General features: G+C 73.5%; 23 protein-coding genes, 1 other RNA gene and 1 pseudogene. 14 read left to right on the top strand and 11 right to left on the bottom strand.

The features are described 5' to 3' along the window. Positions 1-11: 11 nt before the first annotated feature. Together ACIGHB_RS14015 and ACIGHB_RS14010 are read right to left on the bottom strand one after the other, a co-directional pair. Positions 12-791 carry a bifunctional DNA primase/polymerase gene (locus ACIGHB_RS14015; protein WP_360311866.1) on the bottom strand — a complete coding sequence of 260 codons (780 nt, stop codon included), beginning with the start codon at positions 789-791 and terminating at the stop codon, positions 12-14. 112 nt (positions 792-903) lie between these two features. Further along, positions 904-1641: a TetR/AcrR family transcriptional regulator gene (locus tag ACIGHB_RS14010; protein WP_399912834.1), complete on the bottom strand. Its 738-nt coding sequence runs from the start codon at positions 1639-1641 to the stop codon at positions 904-906. Positions 1642-1820: 179 nt separating this feature from the next. Between ACIGHB_RS14010 and ddaH the strand changes: the two genes are divergently transcribed. After that, positions 1821-2651, top strand: a complete 831-nt coding sequence (gene ddaH / locus ACIGHB_RS14005; RefSeq protein ID WP_360311862.1) for a dimethylargininase — start codon at positions 1821-1823, stop codon at positions 2649-2651. On the opposite strand, the gene ACIGHB_RS14000 is transcribed toward ddaH, so the two are convergent. Continuing rightward, positions 2648-3637 carry a small ribosomal subunit Rsm22 family protein gene (locus ACIGHB_RS14000; RefSeq protein WP_399912831.1) on the bottom strand — a complete coding sequence of 330 codons (990 nt, stop codon included), beginning with the start codon at positions 3635-3637 and terminating at the stop codon, positions 2648-2650. The two genes, ddaH and ACIGHB_RS14000, sit on opposite strands and share 4 nt — an antisense overlap. Before the next feature lie 85 nt (positions 3638-3722). Next, positions 3723-4160 carry a hypothetical protein gene (locus ACIGHB_RS13995; protein WP_399912828.1) on the bottom strand — a complete coding sequence of 146 codons (438 nt, stop codon included), beginning with the start codon at positions 4158-4160 and terminating at the stop codon, positions 3723-3725. A gap of 150 nt (positions 4161-4310) precedes the next feature. Here ACIGHB_RS13995 and ACIGHB_RS13990 point away from each other — a divergent pair, with 150 nt between their 5' ends. Further along, on the top strand, positions 4311-4643 hold the full coding sequence (locus ACIGHB_RS13990) for a nuclear transport factor 2 family protein (RefSeq protein WP_360311848.1): 333 nt from the start codon (positions 4311-4313) through the stop codon (positions 4641-4643). Positions 4644-4736: 93 nt separating this feature from the next. Here the strand turns inward: ACIGHB_RS13990 and ACIGHB_RS13985 are convergent, their stop codons facing one another. Continuing rightward, complete coding sequence (locus ACIGHB_RS13985; RefSeq protein WP_360311850.1) at positions 4737-5480, bottom strand: SDR family oxidoreductase; 744 nt, start codon at positions 5478-5480, stop codon at positions 4737-4739. Positions 5481-5646: 166 nt separating this feature from the next. Between ACIGHB_RS13985 and ACIGHB_RS13980 the strand changes: the two genes are divergently transcribed. Next, positions 5647-7290: an alkaline phosphatase D family protein gene (locus ACIGHB_RS13980; protein ID WP_399912825.1), complete on the top strand. Its 1644-nt coding sequence runs from the start codon at positions 5647-5649 to the stop codon at positions 7288-7290. Between the two features lie 27 nt (positions 7291-7317). Here the strand turns inward: ACIGHB_RS13980 and ACIGHB_RS13975 are convergent, their stop codons facing one another. Next, on the bottom strand, positions 7318-8322 hold the full coding sequence (locus tag ACIGHB_RS13975) for a Gfo/Idh/MocA family oxidoreductase (protein ID WP_360311854.1): 1005 nt from the start codon (positions 8320-8322) through the stop codon (positions 7318-7320). 78 nt (positions 8323-8400) lie between these two features. Here ACIGHB_RS13975 and ACIGHB_RS13970 point away from each other — a divergent pair, with 78 nt between their 5' ends. Together ACIGHB_RS13970 and ACIGHB_RS13965 are read left to right on the top strand one after the other, a co-directional pair. Further along, positions 8401-9693: a Bcr/CflA family multidrug efflux MFS transporter gene (locus tag ACIGHB_RS13970; protein ID WP_399913621.1), complete on the top strand. Its 1293-nt coding sequence runs from the start codon at positions 8401-8403 to the stop codon at positions 9691-9693. A gap of 15 nt (positions 9694-9708) precedes the next feature. Beyond that, a complete protein-coding gene (locus ACIGHB_RS13965) occupies positions 9709-10182 on the top strand; it encodes a hemerythrin domain-containing protein (protein ID WP_399912820.1) in 474 nt (157 codons plus the stop codon). 94 nt (positions 10183-10276) lie between these two features. On the opposite strand, the gene ACIGHB_RS13960 is transcribed toward ACIGHB_RS13965, so the two are convergent. Further along, positions 10277-10630 (bottom strand): hypothetical protein, encoded by a 354-nt coding sequence (locus tag ACIGHB_RS13960; protein ID WP_399912817.1) that lies wholly within the window; start codon positions 10628-10630, stop codon positions 10277-10279. A 16-nt stretch (positions 10631-10646) separates the two neighbouring features. Beyond that, positions 10647-11903, bottom strand: a complete 1257-nt coding sequence (locus ACIGHB_RS13955; protein ID WP_399912814.1) for a helix-turn-helix domain-containing protein — start codon at positions 11901-11903, stop codon at positions 10647-10649. Between the two features lie 347 nt (positions 11904-12250). Between ACIGHB_RS13955 and ACIGHB_RS13950 the strand changes: the two genes are divergently transcribed. From ACIGHB_RS13950 to ACIGHB_RS13930, 5 genes and pseudogenes are all read left to right on the top strand, one after another. Then, entirely contained in the window at positions 12251-12457 is a 207-nt protein-coding gene (locus tag ACIGHB_RS13950) for a hypothetical protein (protein ID WP_399912811.1), read from the top strand. Between the two features lie 78 nt (positions 12458-12535). Continuing rightward, the gene (tgmA, locus tag ACIGHB_RS13945) at positions 12536-12796 is read left to right on the top strand and encodes a putative ATP-grasp-modified RiPP (RefSeq protein WP_399912808.1); all 261 of its coding nucleotides are present in this window, start codon (positions 12536-12538) and stop codon (positions 12794-12796) included. A gap of 5 nt (positions 12797-12801) precedes the next feature. Next, positions 12802-13761, top strand: coding sequence for an ATP-grasp ribosomal peptide maturase (gene tgmB, locus ACIGHB_RS13940; protein ID WP_399912805.1), 960 nt, complete (start codon positions 12802-12804; stop codon positions 13759-13761). Continuing rightward, a complete protein-coding gene (tgmC, locus tag ACIGHB_RS13935; protein ID WP_399912802.1) occupies positions 13758-14921 on the top strand; it encodes an ATP-grasp peptide maturase system methyltransferase in 1164 nt (387 codons plus the stop codon). The genes tgmB and tgmC overlap by 4 nt, the downstream gene beginning before the upstream one ends. Further along, a pseudogene (locus ACIGHB_RS13930) lies at positions 14873-15007 on the top strand (DUF6087 family protein); the annotation flags it as partial. The gene tgmC and the pseudogene ACIGHB_RS13930, both read left to right, overlap by 49 nt. Before the next feature lie 146 nt (positions 15008-15153). On the opposite strand, the gene rnpB reads toward ACIGHB_RS13930, so the two are convergent. Beyond that, positions 15154-15552: RNase P RNA component class A (gene rnpB / locus ACIGHB_RS13925), an RNA gene on the bottom strand. 78 nt (positions 15553-15630) lie between these two features. On the opposite strand from rnpB, the gene ACIGHB_RS13920 reads away from it, so the two are divergent. Then, positions 15631-16425, top strand: a complete 795-nt coding sequence (locus ACIGHB_RS13920) for a MerR family transcriptional regulator (protein WP_399912800.1) — start codon at positions 15631-15633, stop codon at positions 16423-16425. Beyond that, on the top strand, positions 16412-17275 hold the full coding sequence (locus ACIGHB_RS13915; protein WP_399912798.1) for a hypothetical protein: 864 nt from the start codon (positions 16412-16414) through the stop codon (positions 17273-17275). The genes ACIGHB_RS13920 and ACIGHB_RS13915 overlap by 14 nt, the downstream gene beginning before the upstream one ends. On the opposite strand, the gene ACIGHB_RS13910 is transcribed toward ACIGHB_RS13915, so the two are convergent. After that, positions 17220-18668 (bottom strand): RNB domain-containing ribonuclease, encoded by a 1449-nt coding sequence (locus ACIGHB_RS13910; protein WP_360311840.1) that lies wholly within the window; start codon positions 18666-18668, stop codon positions 17220-17222. The two genes, ACIGHB_RS13915 and ACIGHB_RS13910, sit on opposite strands and share 56 nt — an antisense overlap. 119 nt (positions 18669-18787) lie before the next feature. Between ACIGHB_RS13910 and yaaA the strand changes: the two genes are divergently transcribed. Both yaaA and eda read left to right on the top strand, forming a co-directional pair. Then, positions 18788-19555: a peroxide stress protein YaaA gene (gene yaaA / locus ACIGHB_RS13905; RefSeq protein ID WP_360311838.1), complete on the top strand. Its 768-nt coding sequence runs from the start codon at positions 18788-18790 to the stop codon at positions 19553-19555. 64 nt (positions 19556-19619) lie between these two features. Continuing rightward, positions 19620-20270: a bifunctional 4-hydroxy-2-oxoglutarate aldolase/2-dehydro-3-deoxy-phosphogluconate aldolase gene (gene eda, locus ACIGHB_RS13900; protein WP_399912793.1), complete on the top strand. Its 651-nt coding sequence runs from the start codon at positions 19620-19622 to the stop codon at positions 20268-20270. Here the strand turns inward: eda and ACIGHB_RS13895 are convergent. Continuing rightward, on the bottom strand, positions 20254-21057 hold the full coding sequence (locus ACIGHB_RS13895) for a GNAT family N-acetyltransferase (RefSeq protein ID WP_399912791.1): 804 nt from the start codon (positions 21055-21057) through the stop codon (positions 20254-20256). The two genes, eda and ACIGHB_RS13895, sit on opposite strands and share 17 nt — an antisense overlap. Positions 21058-21098 lie beyond the last annotated feature (41 nt).

Raw genomic sequence — 21098 nt, 5'->3', positions numbered from 1 at the left:
GGGGGGCGGGTTCAGCGGGTGAGGGGCCAGGCGACGCCGTGGGCGGCGTGCTCGTCGTCGCCGTCGGCCCCTCGCTCGGCGGCGTGCCGGGCGCAGGCGTCGGTGAGCGTCTCCAGGAGGTTCAGCGGGTCGGGCAGGGCGTGCTCGGGGCCGCGCGTCCAGCCGACGACCGGGTGGTCCTCCTCGTCACCGGGGAGCCGGGCGGGCGGGACCAGGACGTAGCTGCCGCGGCAGTGCCAGCGCAGACCGGGATGCTCGTCCATGGTCTCGGGATGGCAGTCCAGCTCGCAGGGCCACCACTCGTCCTCGTCCTCGGGGGTGCCTCGGGTGGCGGTGAAGAAGAGCATCCGGCCGCCGTCTCCGGCGCTGTCCCGGAACTCGGCGACGGGCCCGACGTCGACGCCCTCGGCGAGGAGGCGGTCCAGGGCGGCGCGGCCGGCGGCCAGCGGCACGTCGAGGACGTCGTGGACCATGCCGGTGGCGGTGATGAAGTTCGCCTCGGGCTGGTTCCGTACCCAGCGCTCGATCTGCGCGCGGTCGGTGGTCGACTGGGTCTGCCACGCGAAGGAGAGCGGGTGGCGGCCGGGGGTGGGACAGCCGATCCGCTCACAGGAGCAGCTGTAGCCGACCGGGTGCGCGGCGGGGGCCAGGGGCAGGCCGGCGGCGGCGATGGCCAGGAGCAGCGTCTCGCGGGTGTTCCCGTCGTCGGCCGCGGTGCGTTTCGGGCGCCTGCGCAGCCACTGTGCGAGTTTGCTCTCCGTGCCGCGGTAGCGGCCGATGCCGTCGCCCATCTATCCCCTCACACCTCATGCTCGCCCGTTCGGCTCTGCCCATGGTCCCACCATCCTGCTCCCCGGGTGACCGGAGTGGGGAACCGGGGGCCGGTGACGACGCTCACGCCCGTCACGCGCGGGGCGTGAGGCCGCGCAGGGCGAGGTCGACGAGGGCGTCGGCGTAGGCGTGGGTGAGCGGGCCGGTGCGGTGCAGCCAGCGGTGGTGGAGGGGGCCGACGAGGAGTTCGGTGGCGAGCCGGGGGTCGACGTCGGGGTCGGCCTGGCCGGCGGCCTGGGCGGCCTCGATGCGGCGGGCGAAGACGTTCAGCTGCGGTTCGAGCAACGCACTTGTGAAACGGGCGCCGAGCTCGGGGTCGGTGGAGCCCTCGGCGGCGAGCGCGCGGGTGGGGGCGTCGTAGCGCGGGTTGTTCAGCTCGTCGACGGTGGCGCGCAGGACGAGCCGGAGGTCGGCGGCGAGGTCGCCGGTGTCGGGGAGCTCGGTGTCGCCGGGGGCGGCGCCGGCCTCCTCGGCTGCGCGGGCGGCGAGGTCGAGGAAGGCGTCGAGGAGGACGGCCGCCTTCGAGGGCCACCAGCGGTAGATGGTCTGCTTGCCGACGCCGGCGCGGGCGGCGATGCCCTCGATGGTGGTCTTGGCGTAGCCGGTCTCGGAGACGAGGGCGAGGGCGGCGTCGAAGATGGCCCGGCGGGACCGCTCGCTGCGACGCGAGGCGTCGGGGGTCTTGGGGGTGGGGGCCTTGGCGGCGGGGGTCTTGGCGGCGGACGGCCTGGAAGTCCGGGCCTCGGCGGCCTGCGGCTCGGGATTGTCGGACACGGGGCTCTCGGACACGGGGTTCTCGGGTGTGGGCATGGCGCCCAACCTACCACCCGGCGAGACGGCACGTCTCGTTCCCCGTCACCCCGGATCGCCCATGTGTGCGGGGAGCGAACCACCCGAACGGTCCACTGCGCGCGGGGCTCCGAAAGCGGACCATGGCTCCACCGATCCACGGCCCGCCCCGCGGGCCGCCCGTCCGTGAGGAGGCCCGATTGCGCCCCACTCCGCGCGAGTCCTCGCCCCGCCGCTACCTGATGTGCCCACCCACGCACTTCTCGGTGACGTACTCCATCAACCCGTGGATGGACCCGGCGAAACCCGTCGACCTGCCGCTCGCCCTCGCCCAGTGGGAGGACCTGCGCGACCGCTACCGGGCCCTCGGACACACCGTCGAACTCCTCGACCCCGACCCGGCGCTGCCCGACATGGTCTTCGCGGCGAACGGCGCGACCGTCGTCGGCGGGCGGGTCCTCGGCGCCCGCTTCGCGTACCCCGAACGGACGGCCGAGGCCGAGGCGCACCTCGCCTGGTTCCGCCGGAGCGGCTGGGCGGAGGAGGACCTGGGGATCCCCCAGCACGTCAACGAGGGCGAGGGCGACTTCGCCGTCACCGCCTCCTGGATCCTGGCCGGCACCGGCTTCCGCTCCAGCCCGCTCTCCCACGGCGAGGCCCAGGAGTTCTTCGGCCGGCCGGTGATCGGCCTGGAGCTGGTGGACCCGCGCTACTACCACCTGGACACGGCGCTGTGCGTCCTCGACGAGGCGGCGGACGAGGTCATGTACTTCCCCGACGCCTTCTCCCCCGGCAGCCGCGCCGTCCTCGCCCGGCTCTTCCCCGACGCCCTCCTGGCCACCGACGAGGACGCGGCGGCACTCGGCCTCAACGCGGTCAGCGACGGCCGCCACGTACTGCTCCCGCAGACGGCGACCGGCCTCTTCGCCCCGCTCAGGGCCCGGGGCTTCGAGCCCATCGGCATGGACCTGGGCGAACTCCTCAAGGGCGGCGGCAGCGTGAAGTGCTGCACGCAGGAGCTGCGGCCCTAGTCCTCGTCGGACGCGGGCGGCCAGGAGTCGCCCCACTCGGCGTCACGGGCCCGCTTGTAGCGGGTTCCGTGGCGCTTGGTGACGGTCTCGCGGCCCAGCCCGTCGGGACCGCACAGGTCGAGGAGCACGAGCCCCTTGCGGATCTGCGGCCTGCGGATGACGCGGCCGGGGGCCGGGGTCACGGGGAACCGGGCCGCCGCCACGTACGCGTACTTCTCGTCCTCGTACGGCAGCGAGCCGCCCTTCACCTGGCGGTGCAGCGAGGAGCGGCTGACCCTGGCCGAGAAGTGGCACCAGTCGGTGCCCGGCACGATCGGGCAGGCGCCGCTGTGCGGGCAGGGCGCGGCGACGGTGAGGCCGGCGTCGATCAGGACGGAGCGGGCGGCGATGATCCGCTCGTAGCCGTCGGGGGTGCCGGGCTCGACGATCACGACGGCGCCGCGCGCGGCCCGCGCCGCCTCGGCGACGAGCGCGGTCCGGTCGGCCTCGGTCAGCTCCTTGAGCACGTACGAGACGGTGACCAGGTCCGTGTCGTCGAGGCGCAGCGCGGTGCCGATGCGCTCGCGGCGCCACTCGGCGTCCAGCACGCCGCCGGCCAGCTCCCGTCCGAGGGCGAGCGCGGGCTCGGCCCAGTCGAGCACGGTGGTACGCGGCGGGGCCTCGCCCCACGCCTCGGCGACCGCCCAGCTCGCGGCGCCCGTCCCGCCGCCGACGTCCGTGTGACTGCCGGGCACCCACTCGGGGGCGGCGTCCCGCAGCGCGCCGACCGCGCCGCGGGCCGCCTCGAAGGTGGCGGGCATCCGGTAGGCGGCGTACGCGGCCACGTCCGAGCGGTCGCGGAGGACGGGCGCGTCGGTGGGGGTCGCCCCCCGGTAGTGCGCGATCAGCCGCTCCACGGCCTTGGCGGCCTGCGACGGCGGCAGACCGTCCAGCAGCCCGGCCAGGGCGGCACGCAGGGACTCGGCGGAGGGAGCGGAGACGTTCACCGACCCAGTCTAGGCGGCACCGCCGGCCGTCCGGGCCGCCCGCCGCCACGCCCCGGAGCGGCGGCCGGAGGGCGCGGGCCGGGGCTCAGACCAGGACCTCCACCGTCCAGTGGGGTTCGCGGTCGTCGGTGCGGATCACGACCGGCTTGGGGGTGGGGGTGGGTTCCTCGAAGAGGTCGCGGCCGAGGGCGAGGCCGTTCTGGGTGATGACGTAGGTGCCGGTGCCGAGGGCGGCGAGGTCGGTGACGGTGGTGACGCCGTCGGGGGTGATCCGCTGGAGGCGCCAGACCGAGGCGGGCCCCGAGTCGGGGCGGACCAGGGCCTGGGCGCGGTCGGTGCCGGGGGCGGTGACGCTGTCCTCGGTGCCCTTGACGGTGAGGCGGAAACCGCCGCCGCCGGCCGCGCCGACCGCCCACTCGGCGGTGCGGTTCCGGTCGGCGGGGAAGCCGACCAGCCTGCCCTCGTGGACCCCGACCGGGGCCCCCTTCGCGTACAGCTTGACGATCCGGTCGTGCTCCGACATCGCTCCTCCAGCGGGGACGGGGGCCTGGTGCTCCCGATAGTGCCCGGGGCGCCCGCCCGGTCGCCGGAGGCTGTCACGCGGGCTCGCCCGACTGGCCCATCCCCGGCGCCGGAGCGGGGCGCGGGGCCGCCCGGCGGGTACGGCTGGGGCATGACCCTTCCTGTGGAACGGCTCCGAGAGCCCGCCGTGCGCGCCTTCGTCACCGCGCTCAACGCCAACGACCGGACGGCCTTCGCCGACGCGCTCGCGCCCGGCGCGACCATGTCCGACGACGGGTCCGAGCGTGATCTCGGGCAGTGGACCGAGCGGGAGGTGTTCTCCTCGCACGGGCGGATGACGGTGGAGAGCGAGGAGGAGGACGGGCTCGCCCTCGTCGCCACCTACACCAACGACACCTGGGGCTCGATGCGGACCGCCTGGCGGTTCACCGTCGAGGACGGGAAGGTGGCCCGCTTCGAGACCGGGCAGGCGCCCGTGGCGTGACGGCCGCGGAGGGGGACGTCCGTGGAGTGGCGGCCGTGGCGTGAGCGTCGGGCCGCCGCGGCCCTCAGCCTCGGCCGACCCGGAGCGCGGGCGTCAGCCCCGCCCGATGTAGGGCATGGCCGTGGCCATCACGGTGGCGAACTGCACGTTCGCCTCCAGGGGCAGGGCCGCCATGTGCACCACGGTCGCGGCGACGTCCGCCGCGTCCATCACCGGTTCGGCGGCGAGCTCGCCGCCGGCCTGGAGGATGCCGGTCTGCATGCGGGCCGTCATCTCCGTGGCCGCGTTGCCGATGTCGATCTGGCCGCAGGCGATCCGGTACGGGCGCCCGTCCAGCGACAGCGACTTGGTGAGGCCCGTCATGGCGTGCTTGGTGGCCGTGTACGCGATCGAGTGCGGGCGCGGCACGTGGGCGGAGATGGAGCCGTTGTTGATGATGCGGCCGCCCTGCGGGGACTGCTCCTTCATGGCCCGGAAGGCCGCCTGGGCGCAGAGGAAGGCGCCCGTCAGGTTGACGTCGACGACCGCGCGCCAGGTGTCGTAGGAGAGTTCCTCGACCGGGGTGCCGCCGCCCGCGAACGTCCCCGCGTTGTTGAAGAGCAGGTCGACGCGGCCGAAGCGGTCCCGTACCGCGTCGAAGAGGGCCGCCACCGCCTCCGGTGAGGTCACGTCCGTGGGGACGCGGAGGACGCGGTCCTCCGCCAGGCCCTCGGCGGTCTCCGCCAGGGGCTCGGCCCGCCGGCCCGCGAGCGCCACCGACCAGCCCGCCTCCGCGAGGGCCCGCGCCACGCTCCGGCCGATGCCCGACCCCGCTCCCGTCACCACTGCGACGCCCATGCCTGACCCGCCTTCCAGCCTCGTGTCGCCCCCGGCCGGGAGCGTACGGCAGACGCGTGCCCTATGAACTCACCCGTCCGACACGTGGATGACCTGTCCCCGACAAGGGGATGTCGCCCTGGGCCCCTCGAATACCTGCGGACAGCAACCGTCAGGGGAGGGGCACATGACACCCGCACCGCAGCACACCTCGGGCCACAGCGAGGAACTCCGCGCCGCCGCACGCCACTTCGGCCGCCGCCGGTTCCTCACCGCGACCGGCGCGGCCGCCGCGCTCGCCTTCGCCGTCCAGCTGCCCGCCGCCGGCACGGCCGCCGCCGCGGAGCTGGACGGGCGCCGGATCGCCGAGGACCCGTTCACCCTGGGCGTCGCCTCCGGCGACCCCCATCCCGGCTCCGTCCTGCTGTGGACCCGGCTCGCCCCGCGCCCCTTCGAGCCCGGCGGCGGGCTGCCCGCCGAGCGGGTCTCCGTCGGCTGGGAGCTCGCCCGCGACGAGCGGTTCACCCGGGTCGTGCGGCGCGGACGCGCCACCGCCCACCCGGAGTTCAGCCACACCCTGCACGTCGAGGTCGAACACCTGGAGCCGGGGCGGGAGTTCTTCTACCGCTTCCGCGCGGGGCAGTGGACCAGCCCGGTCGGCCGCACCCGCACCGCGCCCGCGCCGTGGGCCCGGCCGAGGGAGCTGAGGCTCGGCGCGGTCTCCTGCCAGGCGTACCACGACGGCTACTTCACGGCCTACCGGCACCTGGCGGAGGAGGACCTCGACGTCGTCTTCCACCTGGGCGACTACCTCTACGAGTACGCCGTCAACGCCACCGGCGGCGCCCGCGCCTACACCGACCGCGTCCTCCCGGCCGTCTTCAACCGGGAGACGATCACCCTGGAGGACTACCGGCTCCGCTACGGCCTCTACAAGTCGGACCCCGACCTGCGGGCCGCGCACGCCGCCCACCCCTTCGTCGTCACCTGGGACGACCACGAGACCGAGAACAACTACGCGGGCGGCACACCCGAGAACTCCGTCCCGCCGGAGGAGTTCCTGCTCCGCCGGGCCGCCGCCTACCGCGCCTACTGGGAGCACCAGCCCCTGCGCCGCCCCCAGCTCCCCGAGGGCCCGGACATGCGGCTCTACCGGCGGCTGGGCTTCGGCCGGCTCGCCCAGTTCGACATCCTCGACACCCGCCAGTACCGCTCCGACCAGGCGTACGGCGACGGCTGGCAGGTCCCGGGCCCGCTCTCCGAGGACCCGGCCCGCACGATGACCGGCGCCACTCAGGAGCGCTGGCTCCTCGACGGGTGGCGGCGCTCGGGCGCCCGCTGGAACGTCCTGCCCCAGCAGGTCGTCTTTGCCGAGCGCCGGGACCGGCCGACCGACGACTTCAAGGTCTCCATGGACTCCTGGGACGGCTACCCGGCCTCCCGCGCCCGGATCCTGGCGGGCGCCGAGGCGGCCGGCGTGGAGAACCTGATGGTCCTCACCGGTGACGTGCACGTCGGGTACGGCTTCGACCTCAAGGCCGACCACCGCGACCCGGCCTCGCGGACGGTCGGCACCGAGATCGTCGCCACCTCGATCGCCAGCGGCAAGGACGGCGCCGACCGCCCGTCGAACTACGACAAGCTCATGGAGTCCAACCCGCACCTGAAGTTCTTCAACGGGCGGCGCGGCTACGTCACGGTGGCCCTCGGCGAGGAGAGCGCCCGCGCCGACTTCCGTACCGTGCCGTACGTGACGACGCCGGGCGCCCCGGTCACCACCGCGGGCTCCTTCGTGACGGCGGCGGGCGACCCCGGCCTGATGCCCGCCTGACCAGCCCTCATGCCCGCATGGCGAGCCTCACGCCCGCGTGAGCTCCGCCTCCCGCGGGTAGCGGACGCCGACGCGCTCGCGTACCGCGTCGAGCGTCCGCATCACGGCGAGGGTGCCGTCCAGCGGCACCAGCGGCGACTCCGTCTCGCCGGCCCGCAGGCAGCGCATCACCTCGGCCGCCTCGTGGCGCAGCGAGTGCGGGTCGTCGCCGTTGACGAACTCCTCCGGCTCGGCGCCGTTCCGGTGCAGGGTGAACCGCTCGGGGAAGAAGAAGCCGCGCGGCACCTCGATCCGTCCCTCCGTCCCCGTCACGGCGGCGGTCAGCGGGGTGTCCGCCTCCAGGGAGCAGGACAGCAGCGCCGACGCGCCCGAGTCCGACCAGCCCAGCAGCATGCCCGTGTTCAGGTCGACGCCCTCGGGGGAGATCCGCGCGTGCGCCTGGACGGTGTCCGGCTCGCCGAGCAGCAGGTGGGCGAAGGACACCGGGTACACGCCGAGGTCGAGCAGGGCCCCGCCGCCGACGGCGGGGTCCCGCAGCCGGTGGTCGGGGCCGAAGGGGCCGGCGAGCCCGAAGTCGGCCTGCACGGTCCGCACCTCGCCGACGGCCCCGTCCCGGACCAGTTCGGCGAGCCGCCGGATCAGCGGGTTGCAGTACATCCACATGGCCTCCATGAGGAAGAGGCCGCGGTCCCGGGCGAGCGCGACCAGCTCCTCCGCCTCCCGCGCGTTCAGCGTGAACGCCTTCTCGCACAGGACCGCCTTTCCGGCCTCCAGGGCGCGGCCCGCCGCCTCCCGGTGGGCGTGGTGCGGGGTCGCCACGTACACCACGTCGACCTCGGGGTCGGCGAAGAGGCCGTCCCAGCCGCCGTACGCCCGCGCGATCCCGAAGCGGTCCGCGAAGGCGCGCGCCGACGCCTCCGTACGGGACGCCACCGCCACCACCTCGGCGCCGTCCAGCTCCGCGAGATCCGTCGCGAACCGCTCGGCGATCCCGCCGGTCGCGAGAACGCCCCACCGTATGCCGTCGCTCATGCCGTTCCACCCCACAGCTTTCGTCCTGTCCGATCGAGCTGAGAGCATAGGCAAGGTTTCAACGAAATGGAGCAGTCGATGCCGGAAAGCGGCCAGAAAACAACACAAGGAAACATAGCCGGACCCGGACCCTCCCCGGCCGCCTCCGTCCCCGCCGCCCGGCGGGCCGGACTGCTCGTCACCCTCGTCCTCGGCGGACTGACCGCCCTCCCGCCCCTCTCCATGGACATGTACCTGCCGGCCCTGCCGGAGGTCACCCGCTCGCTCGCCGCCCCCGCCGCGACCGTCCAGCTCACCCTCACCGCCTGCCTCGCCGGCATGGCCCTCGGCCAGCTCGTCGTCGGCCCCATGAGCGACAAGTGGGGCCGCCGCCGGCCGCTCCTCGCCGGCATGGTCGTCTACGTCCTCGCCACCGCCGTCTGCGCCTTCGCGCCCACCGCGGAGCTGCTCATCGCCTTCCGGCTCCTCCAGGGCCTCGCCGGCGCCGCCGGCATCGTCATCGCCCGCGCCGTCGTCCGCGACCTGTACGACGGCGTCGAGATGGCCCGCTTCTTCTCCACCCTCATGCTGATCTCCGGCGTGGCACCGATCATCGCGCCGCTCATCGGCGGCCAGATCATGCGGATCACCGACTGGCGGGGCGTCTTCCACGTCCTCGCCGCCATCGGCGTCCTCCTCACCGTCGTCGTCTGGCGCTTCCTCCACGAGACGCTGCCCCCGGAGCGGCGCCAGCAAGGCGGCGTCGGGCAGGCGCTGCGCACCATGCGCGGTCTGCTCGCCGACCGCGTCTTCACCGGCTACATGCTGGCCGGCGGGCTCGCCTTCGCCGCCCTCTTCGCCTACATCTCCGCCTCCCCCTTCGTCGTCCAGGAGATCTACGGCGCCTCCCCGCAGACCTTCAGCCTCCTCTTCGGGCTCAACTCCATCGGCCTCGTCGCCGTCGGCCAGATCAACGGCAAGCTCCTCGTCGGCCGGGTCAGCCTCGACAAGGCCCTCGGCCTCGGCCTCTCCGTCATCCTGCTCGCCTCGACGGCGCTGCTCCTGATGACCGCCGGCGTCTTCGGCGAGGTCGGCCTCGTTCCGATCGCCGCCGGACTCTTCGTCCTCATGTCCGCGATGGGCCTGGCCATGCCGAACACCAACGCGCAGGCGCTGATGCGGACCCCGCACGCGGCCGGCTCGGCCTCCGCGCTCCTCGGCACCTCGTCCTTCCTCATCGGCGCGGTCGCCTCGCCGCTCGTCGGCATCGCGGGCGAGCGGACCGCCGTCCCCATGGCCGTCGTCCAGCTCGCCTGCGCGGCCGCGGCCCTGGCCTGCTTCCTGCTGATGTGCCGGCCCTGGCGCGCCGCCCGGGAGCCGGGCGCGCTCTGATGTGACGATCCGGGGATGTGCCACTACTGCGGTTGCCGCGACATCCCCCTGATCAAGGAGTTCATCGCCGAGCACGAGACCGTCACCGACCTCGGCGGCGACGCGGTCCGCGCCCTCGACGCGGACGACCGGGCGCGGGCGTCCCTCCTCGCCGCCGAGATGACGGCGCTGCTGCGGCGCCACTGGGCGGGCGAGGAGGCGGGCCTCTTCCGGGTCATGGCCGAGAACGAGGAGTACGCGGCGTACGTGGCCGCCCTCGTCGCCGAACACCGCGAGCTCGACGCCTTCCTCACCACGCTCGACCTGGACGAGCCCGCGCAGCGGGACGCGTTCGCGCGGGCGGTCGGCGAACTCCGCGAGCACATCGCGAAGGAGGAGGACGGCCTCTTCCCCGCGTCCCTCACGGAACTCACGGGGGAGCAGTGGAACGAGGCGATGACGGCCTGGAGCAGCCTGGCGGACGGAACGGAACATCCGCCCAAGCGCTGACGCGCGATGCCGCGCATCAGGGGGGCCTGCATGGGTGTGTGACAGGACGTCCCCGCCCGGATCGACCCGGACGGGGACGTCATCGCTCCTGAGATCAGACGGTCCCCTCGATGCGTTCGAAGATGTCCGCGTCCGTCTCACGCTGCCACACCGGCAGGTCGGACCAGTCGGCGACGTATCCGGGCTTCGGGTCCTCGAAGTGCCTGAACATCTGGGCGGTCCAGCAGATCGCGACGAATCGGCCCTTCTGCTCGCGGGTGAGCCGAGCCGCATGGCCGCCGCTGACCTCGATGAAGTCGCGCACCTGCCCGCACACGGCGGTGGCGGCCTCGCGCTCCCACGCGGGCGTCTCTTCCCACGGCGTCACGTAGCCGGGCTTGGGGTCGCCGGGATAGTGCTTGTTCACACCATCGATCCACGCCTCGCGGAAGATCCGGCCGTCGTTCATGTGCGTGCCCCTCTCATCATGCGGTGCGCGGAAGCGCCGCGATTCGGTGATCGAGAGTCGAGACTCGGTCATCGGACATGAGCGGGGCAAAACGCCCCCTGAGCCCGTCCAGCTTCTTGCCGATGAATCCCGAATTCGACCGGTCGGCCAGTCCGAGTGCTTGCTCCGCGTAGTGCACGACCTGGTCGATGTCCCGCCTGTGCACCCCGAGCACGGCGAGATCGCTCAAGACAGCAGCGCGGCGACGCAGGGACAGCGGCTGGGCAAGGGCTGCGGTGAGCGCGGCCTCAGCGAGGTCAGGGCGGCCCAGTTGGAGATAGCAGGCCCCTCTCTCCTCTGCCAGGCGGGAGCCGTCGAAGCGGAGCCAGCCGCCGTTGTGGGAGTGAGCACCGTCGAGGGCGTGCACTTTCTCGGCTTCGTCAAGAGCCCGGCTGCACGCGGGGAGATCGCCCACGGCGGCGTACGCCTGCGCTTGGACGGCCGCGACCCAGTGGCGGGTGGAGAGAGCGTCGTCACCCCTCCGCGCGATGCGGAAAGCTGCCGCGAGCAGGGGCTGGGCTGCGTGCGCGCGTCGCGCGTACAGCTCGACGTATGCGTGGCGGGTCATGGCACAGGCCCACAGATCGTGGTCGCCGCCGGCGTAGGCGGCGTTGGCGGCCAGTGTGTAGCACTGCGCGGCGTCGGTGTACCGGTTGGCGTCGAAGAACAACTCGCCGACGAGCTGGTAGAGGTCGGCCGTCATCCGACACAATCGGGATCGATCTACAGCAGTACGGGTCTCGGTCAGCCCCTTCGCCATCACATCGAGCTGTGCGCGCACCGCAGGGAAGACGACCTGCTTGGAGTCCGAGAGCGCGTAGACCTGCCAGAGGCTGCGGTGCAGGGCGTCCCCTGTCTCCAAGAGCGTCGATACCGCCCGCTCTCTGGCCGCGTCACCGGGATCTGGAAGAGCCACCAGCGCACCCGTCACGGCGAGCAGGCCCAGGACTTCGCGGCGCTTCATGTCGTCATCATCACCATGGAGAAGAGGTGGAGCGGCGTCGAACCCGGCTGTCTCGGCCAGCTGCTCGTGGGAGAGAAGGACTTCCAGCTCGGAGAGGGTTACTCCCAACAGCTCAGCGATCGTCGGGCGTTGATGGGGACGCGGGGTGGCCCGACCACTTTCCCAACGGACCACGGTGGACGCGGCCACCGAGAGTGCTTCCGCGAATTCCTCTTGAGAGTAACCCCGGGCCGCGCGCCGTTCCGCGAAGTGCTTACGTCTCGACGTCATAGCTCTCCCCTCACGAGAACCCTTTCACGCACTCATGCCCCCGCGCGCCAACGCCTGGAAAACGCCTGGCAATTGCGCGAGGTCCGCTCTGGGAGAAAGTAACGGATTGTCGTCCACTGGTCACATGCTGCTCGAAGGTCGCATGACCCTCCGGGCGGCTCCGCCACTGAGAGGAGCGACCGAGTGACAACCTCCGGACTGGCCCGCAGGAGCCCTGGCGCCAGCGGTCGTACGTTCACGCCGCCGGAGCCCCGGCCGGGTGCGCCGAGCCGTGCTCTGCGGGTGCGAGCGGCCGGCGGCTGGGAGAGGTTCATGCGCCGCGTCGAGGCCCGGCAGGAGCCGGAGGAGTGAACCCGGTCGGTTCCGACGGCTACGAGCACCACCCGCTGCTGGACACGCTTGTCCGTGACATCGCCTCGCGCGGGGAGGGTGTGCTGGTCGCCGTCACACACGAGCTCCACAGCCACGGCACGGTCCGCATCGCGCACGTCCGGCCCGCGTCCGGAGTCGAGTGGACGACAGCGGCCGACAACATCCAGGCCGCTTGCCCCTGAGCTGTTGTCCGCAGATCGCCGCCGGGCGCCCTGACGCCGGCGGCTTCCCGTACCACCTCCTTCAACCCGAGGACTCTCATGACCACCTCCGCCGCACTCCCCTCCCCCACGCTGCCGTGGGGTGCGGGCCGACTCGCGCCCTACCCGACGGTCACCCGCCGACCCCACGCCACGGTCGCCATCGACCCCACGACGCAGCTCGGGGTGTTCCGCGACCGCGTCGGGCAGGTGGTCGAGATGGGCAAGCACGGCACCAGCTCCGGTACCGAGACCTCCACGACGACGAACTCGGACTCCCGGAACGACCAGGGTCACGACCAGGACAACAGTCAGGACTGATGGCCATGACCGAGGAGAACCCGGTTCTGGTGGCCACCGAGGCGGACGACATCACCGCCGACATGGTGATCACTGAACTCAACCGGCGTGACGTGCCGGTGGTCCGTTTCAACCCCGCCGACATCGGCGAGAACCTCACGGTCTCGGCTCGGTTCGGCACCTGCCCGGCCCCGGTGGTCGGGCAGGTGCGCACCCCGTCGAGAACCGCTGATGTGACCCAGGTCCGGTCGGTGTACTGGCGCCGCCCGGAATGGCCCACGTTTCCCCACCTGTCCGCTGATGACTCCCGGTTCGCGGCGGCGCAGGTCCGCTACGGATTGGGTGGCACCCTCTACGCCCTGGGCGGCCCGCTCTGGGTCAACCACCCCCTGCGCGTTGCCGCAGCCGACTACAAGCCCGCGCAGCTCGTTCTCGCCCAGCAGCTCGGTTTCACCATCCCGCCCACACTCGTCACCAATGATCCGGACGAGGCTCGCGCGTTCGTCCACGATCAGGGTCAGGCGATCTTCAAGACCTTGCGATGGACCCCCTACACGCGTGACGGCGTGCCGGTGACGGGATGGGCCGCCCCCGTAGTCCCCAACGAGATCGACGACAGCGTTCGGGTCGCGCCGCACCTGTTCCAGGCCCGCGTGGACAAGGTCGCCGACGTTCGCGTACTTCTCGCAGGCTGGCACACGTTCGCCGTACGCATCGACTCCGGCCTCCTGGACTGGCGCACGGACTACAGCGCCCTGACCTACACCGTGGTGCACCTACCCGACCAGGTGGACAAGGCACTGCACGCCTACCTGGACCGACTGGATCTGGTGTCGGGAAGCTTCGACCTCGCGCTCGACCGGGCTGGGGAGTACTGGTGGCTCGAACTGAATCCCAACGGGCAATGGGGGTGGCTGGAGACCGAAACCGGCCTCCCGATGTCCGCCGCGTTCGCCGACCTACTCGCACAGGGAGATCACCGATGACCGACCCGGCATCCGAGCGACACCGCATGGCGAAAGCGCTCGTGGACGAAGGCGTCCTGAAATCCCCCTGGTTGCGCGCGGCCGTCGAGACCGTCTCCCGCGAACGCTTCCTCCACCCCGGAGTGTTCCTGGACGAGGGTCGGACCTGGCGGCCCGTCACCGCCGCAGGCGTGGACCCGGACGAGTGGCTGAAGATCGCATACAGCGTCGACACGCTCACCACCCAGCTCGACGGCCACCTCACCGCCGACCAGGTCGGCGGACCCGTCGCGGGCGTGCCCACGTGCTCGTCGACCGACCCGGTCACCGTCGTCGGCATGATCGAGACCCTGGACCTCGCGACGGGCCACCGAGTCCTGGAGATCGGCACGGGCACCGGCTACTCCACGGCCCTGATGTGCCACTACCTCGGCGAGGACAACGTCGCCACGGTCGAGGTGGACGCACAGGTGGCCGCACGCGCCGATGCCGCTCTCGAAGCCACCGGCTTCTCGACGTGGACGGTGACGGGCGACGGGCTTCTCGGACACCCGTACCGGGCGCCCTACGACCGGGTCATCGCCACCTGCGCGGTCCGCCGCATCCCGTACGCGTGGATCAGGCAGACGAGGCCCGGAGGCGTTGTCCTCGGCACGGTCGGCTCCTGGCCGTGGGGAACCGGCCTCGCGAAACTGGCGGTCGGCGATGACGGCACCGCCGAGGGCTCGGTCATCGGACGCTCTTCCTTCATGCAGGCGCGGGCCCAGACAGTGGCCCCCGTGGCCGGCGATCTCGCCGCCCGGACCGCGTACGCGGACAGTGAACGGCGCGCTCAGGTGTCTCCTCTCGCCCTGGAGGAGTGGATGCCCGCCTTCCTCGCGCAGTTGGCGGCGCCCGGCGCTCAGTTCGTCCGGGCGACGGGCGGTGACGGCTCACCCTTGCGGTACCTGTTCGATCCGGAGAAGGAGTCGTTCGCCGAGTTCCTCGCCGACGGTGACAGCTGGACTGTCCGCCAAGGCGGCCCGGTCGGCCTGTGGGATGCCGTGGAACGTGCGCTCGTCGCCTGGCAGGACGCCGGCGCCCCGGATATCGACTCCGTACGGCTCCACGTGACGCCCGTGTCTCACCGGTACTGGATCGGCCAGGCGCCTTCCCTGCGCTGGGAGCACCCGATCACCTGACCCCCGACGCGCCCCGCGCGATCCAGCGGTGGAAGGGACACCTGTGGGAGCCGCACGGCCTCGCGGCGCACCACGCGGAAGCGCGGCGCATCCTGTTTCCTCAAGCCGAGGCCGCCCCACTCCTGAGACGACAACACCGAAGCTCGACCCTGGGAGCGGCAGACATGGAAAACGGTCCGCCACGGAAAAGAGCCTCTGACCTGCGATTTCACTGGTCAGAGGCCCTGAGGGGCAGACGAGTCGGGCTGTACGCCGGGTTCTGTGCCCCGGGACCTCGCGGTCGTCGGGGTGACGGCCATCCATCTAGGGCCGGCGTCGCCGCCGGCCTCGTGCGGTCTACCCGCGAACTCGGGCGAGCAGCCCTCGATCGTTCACGCAGGGACACCGGGGTGTCCCCTCTTGACCTTGCTCCGGGTGGGGTTTACCTAGCCGCCTGAGTCACCTCAGGCGCTGGTGGTCTCTTACACCACCGTTTCACCCTTACCGTGGGCCGAGGCCCCCGGCGGTCTGTTCTCTGTGGCACTGTCCCGCGGGTCACCCCGGGTGGCCGTTAGCCACCACCCTGCTCTGTGGAGCCCGGACGTTCCTCGGGGAGATCCGGGGATCTCCACGCGGCCGCCCGCCCGGCTCGTCTGCCGTGCCGACCATGCTACCCGCCGGGCGGGGCGGCGCTTGACCTTGTCGCGGCGTCAGGGTTTCTACTGAGGGCATGCGTATCGGCGAGATCGCCGCGCTCGTCGGGGTCACCCCCCGCGCGGTGCGGCACTACCACCATCTGGGGCTGCTGCCCGAGCCCGCGCGGCTGCCCAACGGCTACCGCGCGTACGGCATCCGGGACGCGGTGCTGCTCGCGCGGGTGCGGCGGCTGACCGAGCTGGGGCTCGGGCTCGACGAGGTGCGCGACGTGCTCGCGGACGACGAGGGGCGGGAGCTGGTGGACGTGCTGGAGGAGCTGGACGCGGACCTCGCCCGGCAGGAGGCGGTGATCCACGAGCGGCGGGCGCGGCTCGCCGGGCTGCTCGCCGAGGCCCGGGCGGGGCGGCTCACGGCCGAGGGGCCGGTCTCGCCGGAGCTGGCCGCGCTGCTCGCCGGGGTCGGTGAGCTGCCGGACTCGCCGATGGCGGTGAAGGACCGGGAGATCCTCGCCCTGCTCGACACCGTCGTGCCCGCGGAGGAGCGGGAGCGGCTGATGCGGCTGATGCACGAGGTGTCCGGGAGCGCCGGGGAGGTGTACGGGCTCCTCGACGCGCTCGCCGACGCCGACGCGGACGATCCGCGGGTCGAGGAGGCCGCGCGGGCGCTCGCTTCGGCGCTGCCGGACGGGATCGGCGGCTTCGAGCTGCCCGCGGAGGGTTCCGGCGGGCTCGCCGACGTGTTCTTCGCCGATCTCGCGCCCGCGCAGTCCGCCGCCGTGCGCCGGGGGCTTGAGCTGGTGGCGGAGCGTTTCGAGACGCTTGAGGGAAGTGCGGGGTTCGAGGGAGGTGAGGGGAGTGGCCGGGAGTGAGCGGGGGCCCGTGCTGCGGGTGCTGCGCGCGGTGGCGTACGCCGCGCTCCCCGCCGAGCTGGTGGTCTTCGTGCTGCTGCTCGGCGGGGTGCGGATACCCGGGGCGGCGCTGGTCGTCGCGGAGCTGGTGATGGTCGTGCTGCTCGCCGCCGAGGCGGTCGTGTGGGTGCGGCTGCGGCGGCGGGGGCTCTCGCGGCGGGAGGCGCTGGCGGAGCTCGTACCGGAGCGGGTGCTGCGGCTGATCGGGCACGAGCTGACGCTGATGGCGAGTCTGTGGCGGTGGGCGGCGCGCCGGCCGCACGGGACGGCGGGGGCCGAGGGCGTGTTCCCGCACGCGCGGGACCAGGCCGCCCTCATGTACGGCTTCGCCTTCGTCTGTCTCGTGGAGACCGTCGGGATGTCGTGGCTCCTCGCCGACCTGCCCGTGGTGCACGCGATCGTGCTCGTCCTCGACGTGTACACGGTGCTGTTCGTGCTGGGGCTGCACGGGGCATCGGTGACCCGGCCGCACGTGCTCGGCGGCGGGCGGCTCCGGGCCCGGCAGGCCGCCCACGTGGACGTGTCCGTCCCGCTGGACCGGATCGCCGCCGTCCGCCGCGAGAACCGTTTCACCCACGAGAAGAAGGACGGCGAGCTGAACCTGGCCGTCGGCGCGCAGACCTCCGTCACCCTGGAGCTGAGCGAGCCGGTCGAGGTGGTCGGGCTGCTCGGCGGGGTCCGGCCGGTGACGCTCGTCCGGCTGCACGCCGACGACCCCAAGGCGCTGTACGAGGCGGTGCGCGACGCCGTCGCCGTCACGCGGGCGCGAACAGCGCCTTCGCCCGGCCAGGATCCGCTTCCGACAGCCTGACCCGCAGCCACTCCCCCAGCGGCAGCGGGGCGCCGCCGCCCTCGACCCGGGCGACGACCGCCGGGTCGTCGAGGTGGACGGTGCCGACGGACGGCTCCTTCTCCTTCACGTCGATCACGTACGCGTCGAAGAGCTCCCCGACCCGGCCGCTGAGCAGCGCGGCCTCGACGATGTCGACGCTCTCCCGCTCCACCGCGTTGGCGCGGCGCGAGCCGGCGGCCATGGTGTCCGGCAGGCCGGGCAGGGCGGCCCGCACCCACTCGGGCGGTTCGTTCCCGGCGACCGCCGCCACGCACAGTTCGGAGGCGTACCGGTCGGCGAGCCGGCGCAGCGGGGCGGTGCAGTGGGTGTACTCGTCGGCGACGGCCGCGTGCACGGCCGGGTCGGGGAGCCGGCCGTCGGTGAAGACGGTGTAGCCGGCGCCGCGCAGCAGGGTGGTGCACTCCTGGAGGAAGGCGGCCTGGCGCGGGTCGGTGGGGTCGGCGTTGCGGACCACCTCGGCGTACGGCACGTGGTGCGGCCAGGCGACGCCGAGCGCCTCGGCGGAGCGGCGCAGCCGGGCGACGGCGCCGTCGGGGGCGACCGGCAGGGTGCGCAGGATGCCGGTGCCGGCGGCGGTCATCAGGTCGGCGGCGGCCATGCCGGTGAGCAGGGAGATCTGGGCGTTCCAGCCCTCGGCGGGGACCGGCGCCCGGTAGGCGAGGGTGTAGGTGTGGTCGCCGGGGACCTCGACGATCTCCTGCTCGGGCACGTCGAGGGAGATCCCGCCGCGTTCGATCTCGCGTTCCTCGCGGAGCCGGCCGATGTCGCGGAGGAGGGCGAGGGGTTCCTCGGCGGTGCCGGAGTCGATGAGCCGCTGGACGCCCGCGTAGTCGAGTTTGGCGCGGCTGCGGACGAGGGCGCGGCGCACGTCGGTGGCGACGCGGCGGCCGTCGGCGTCGAGGTCGATCCGCCAGAGGAGGGCGGGCCGGGGTTCGCCGGGGAGCAGGCTGGCGGCGCCTTCGGAGAGGACCGGCGGGTGGAGCGGGGCCTTGCCGTCGGGGAAGTACAGGGTGAGGACCCGCCGGTGGGCCTCGGCGTCGACCGCCCCGCCGGGGGTGACGAAGGCGGCGACGTCGGCGATGGCGTAGTGGACGCGGTAGCCGCCGTCGGCCCGCCGGGCCAGGTGCATGGCCTGGTCGAGGTCGGTGGAGGTGGGCGGGTCGATGGTGAGGAAGGGCAGGTCGGTGGCGTCGTACGCGGGGAGGCGCGGGTTCTTCGCGGCGGCTTCGGCCTCGGCGAGGACGGCGGGCGGGAAGCCCTCGGGGACCGCGAGCTCGGTACGGAGTGCGCGCAGCGCGGCCCGTAGCGGAGCCTCGGCTGCGCCGGTCACGTGGATGTGGCGGCGGGGCATGGAACCGAGCGTAGGGCGGGGGGCGGGGGGCGGCATGTCGTGGGAGGGGGTCCGGCACCTCGTACGCTGGCATGCCGGGGCCGCATCCCCGTTCGCGTCCGTATGTGAGGAGAACCACCGTGCTCGTGCTGCTGCCGCCCTCCGAAGGCAAGGCGCCCTCCGGGTCCGGGGCGCCGCTCAAGCCGGAGTCGCTGTCGCTGCCGGGTCTCGCCGAGGCGCGGGCGGCGGTCCTCGACGAGCTGGTCGAGCTGTGCGCCGCCGACGAGGAGAAGGCGCGCGAGGTGCTGGGCCTGAGCGAGGGGCTGCGCGGCGAGGTAGCGAAGAACGTCGGGCTGCGCACGGCGGGCGCCCGCCCGGCCGGGGAGATCTACACCGGCGTCCTGTACGACGCGCTGGGCCTGGCCACGCTGGACGCGGCCGCCCGGAAGCGCGCCGGGGCGTCGCTGCTCGTCTTCTCGGGGCTGTGGGGCGCGGTGCGGGTGACGGACCGGATTCCGTCGTACCGCTGCTCGATGGGGGTGAAGCTGCCGGGGCTCGGGGCGCTGGGCGCGCACTGGCGCGGGGCGATGGCGTCGGTGCTGCCGGAGGCGGCCGGGGGCGGGCTCGTGCTCGACCTGCGCTCGTCGGCGTACGCGGCGGCGTGGAAGCCGAAGGGCGAGGTGGCGGCGCGGACGGCGACGGTCCGGGTGCTGCACGCGCCGACCCGGAAGGTGGTCAGCCACTTCAACAAGGCGACGAAGGGCCGGATCGTGCGGAGCCTGCTGGAGGCGGGCGCGGTCCCGGGGACGCCGGCGGAGCTGGTGGAGGCGCTGGGCGACCTGGGATACGTGGTGGAGACGGGCGCGAAGGCGGGGGCGCTCGACGTGCTGGTGGACGAGATCCACTGACCCCGCCGTTGCGCGGTGCGCAACGGTCGTTGCGTGGACTGGTGGTGCCGGTCAGGATGAGGTCATGCCCCGCACCCCCGGTCTCTTCGCGCTCGCCCCGCACGCCCCCGTCGTCCCCGTCGTGGTGGTCGAGGACGCCGCCGACGCCGTGCCGCTGGCCCGGGCCCTGGTGGCCGGCGGGCTGCCGCTGATCGAGATCACCCTGCGCACGCCGGCCGCGCTCGACGCGGTGCGGGCGGTCGCGGCGGAGGTGCCGGAGGCGGTCGTCGGCGCGGGGACGGTGGTGTCGGCGGCCGGCGCGGCGGACGCGGTACGGGCCGGGGCACGGTTCCTGGTGAGCCCGGGGTGCTCCGGGCGGCTGCTCGGGGCGCTGCGGGAGTCGGGCGTGCCGTTCCTGCCGGGCGTCTCGACCGCGTCGGAGGTGCTGGCGCTGGTCGAGGAGGGCGTCACGGAGCTGAAGTTCTTCCCGGCGGAGGCGGCGGGCGGGGTCCCGTATCTGAGGTCCCTGGCGGGTCCGCTGCCGCAGGCCCGTTTCTGCCCGACCGGCGGCGTCTCGGCCTCCTCCGCCCCCGGCTACCTCGCCCTGCCGAACGTCGCCTGTGTCGGCGGCACCTGGATGCTGCCGCCGGACGCGCTCGCGGCCCGTGACTGGGGCCGGGTGGAGGCGCTGGCGCGGGAGGCGGCGGCGCTGCGGACGCCTACGTCCCGGCCGTGAAGCGCACCCCGAGGTGGTCGGCCACCGGGCGGTAGCCGAGGCGCCGGTAGAGGGCGTTGCTGGTGGGGTTGGCGAGGTCGGTGAAGAGCAGGACCTGCGTGGCGCCGGAGCCGAGGGCGGCGCGGGTGGCGGTGGTCGTGATGCCGGCGGCGTAGCCTCGGCCGCGCTCGGCGGGCGCGGTGTAGACGAGGTGGACGCGGGCCTGGCCCTCGATGGTGCGGGAGACGGCGGCCATGGCGGCGGGGTCTCCTTCCGGGGTCTCCCAGACGTGGAGGCGGCCCTCGGTCATCCGCTCGGTGAGGAAGTCCGTGTAGTCGTCCCGCGGCTCGTAGCGGTGGACGGCGGCGAAGTCGGCCGCCCAGTCGCCGAGCAGCGGGAGGTCGGCCGCGGTCGCGGGCCGGGCGCGCCCGGCCGGGGCCGGGTCCCTCGGCGTGAGCTCGCCGAGGCGGAAGAGCCGGATGCCCATGACGGTCTCCCAGGAGCGGCCGTCGGCGCGGACGTACGCCTCCACCGCCGCCGTCTCCCCGCGCAGCGTGGCCGGCTCCGTGCCGTCGGGCAGGGCGAGTGCGGCGGCCGCCTCGACGGGCATCGCGCCGAAGGTGACGACGGTCGGCGGGGACGCGGCGAGGACTCCGGTGACGGTGCCGTCCGGGCCGGTCCACCAGCCGAGGAGCTCCGCCGTGTCCATCATGGTCAGCACGGCGGTGTTGCGGGCCGGTTCGGCGGAGAGGAGCGCGCGGGCGGCGGTGCGGAAGGTGTCCGGGTCGGTGGTGAAGTGCCAGCTCATACGGGGATGGTGGTACGGGACTCCCCGCCGGCGCCACCGGT

Origin of the sequence: Streptomyces sp. NPDC085460, assembly GCF_044541975.1 — a bacterium.
Taxonomy (GTDB): Bacteria; Actinomycetota; Actinomycetes; order Streptomycetales; family Streptomycetaceae; genus Streptomyces.
The sequence above is the reverse complement of the archived record's forward strand: the minus strand, read 5'-3'. Positions and strand labels throughout refer to the sequence as shown.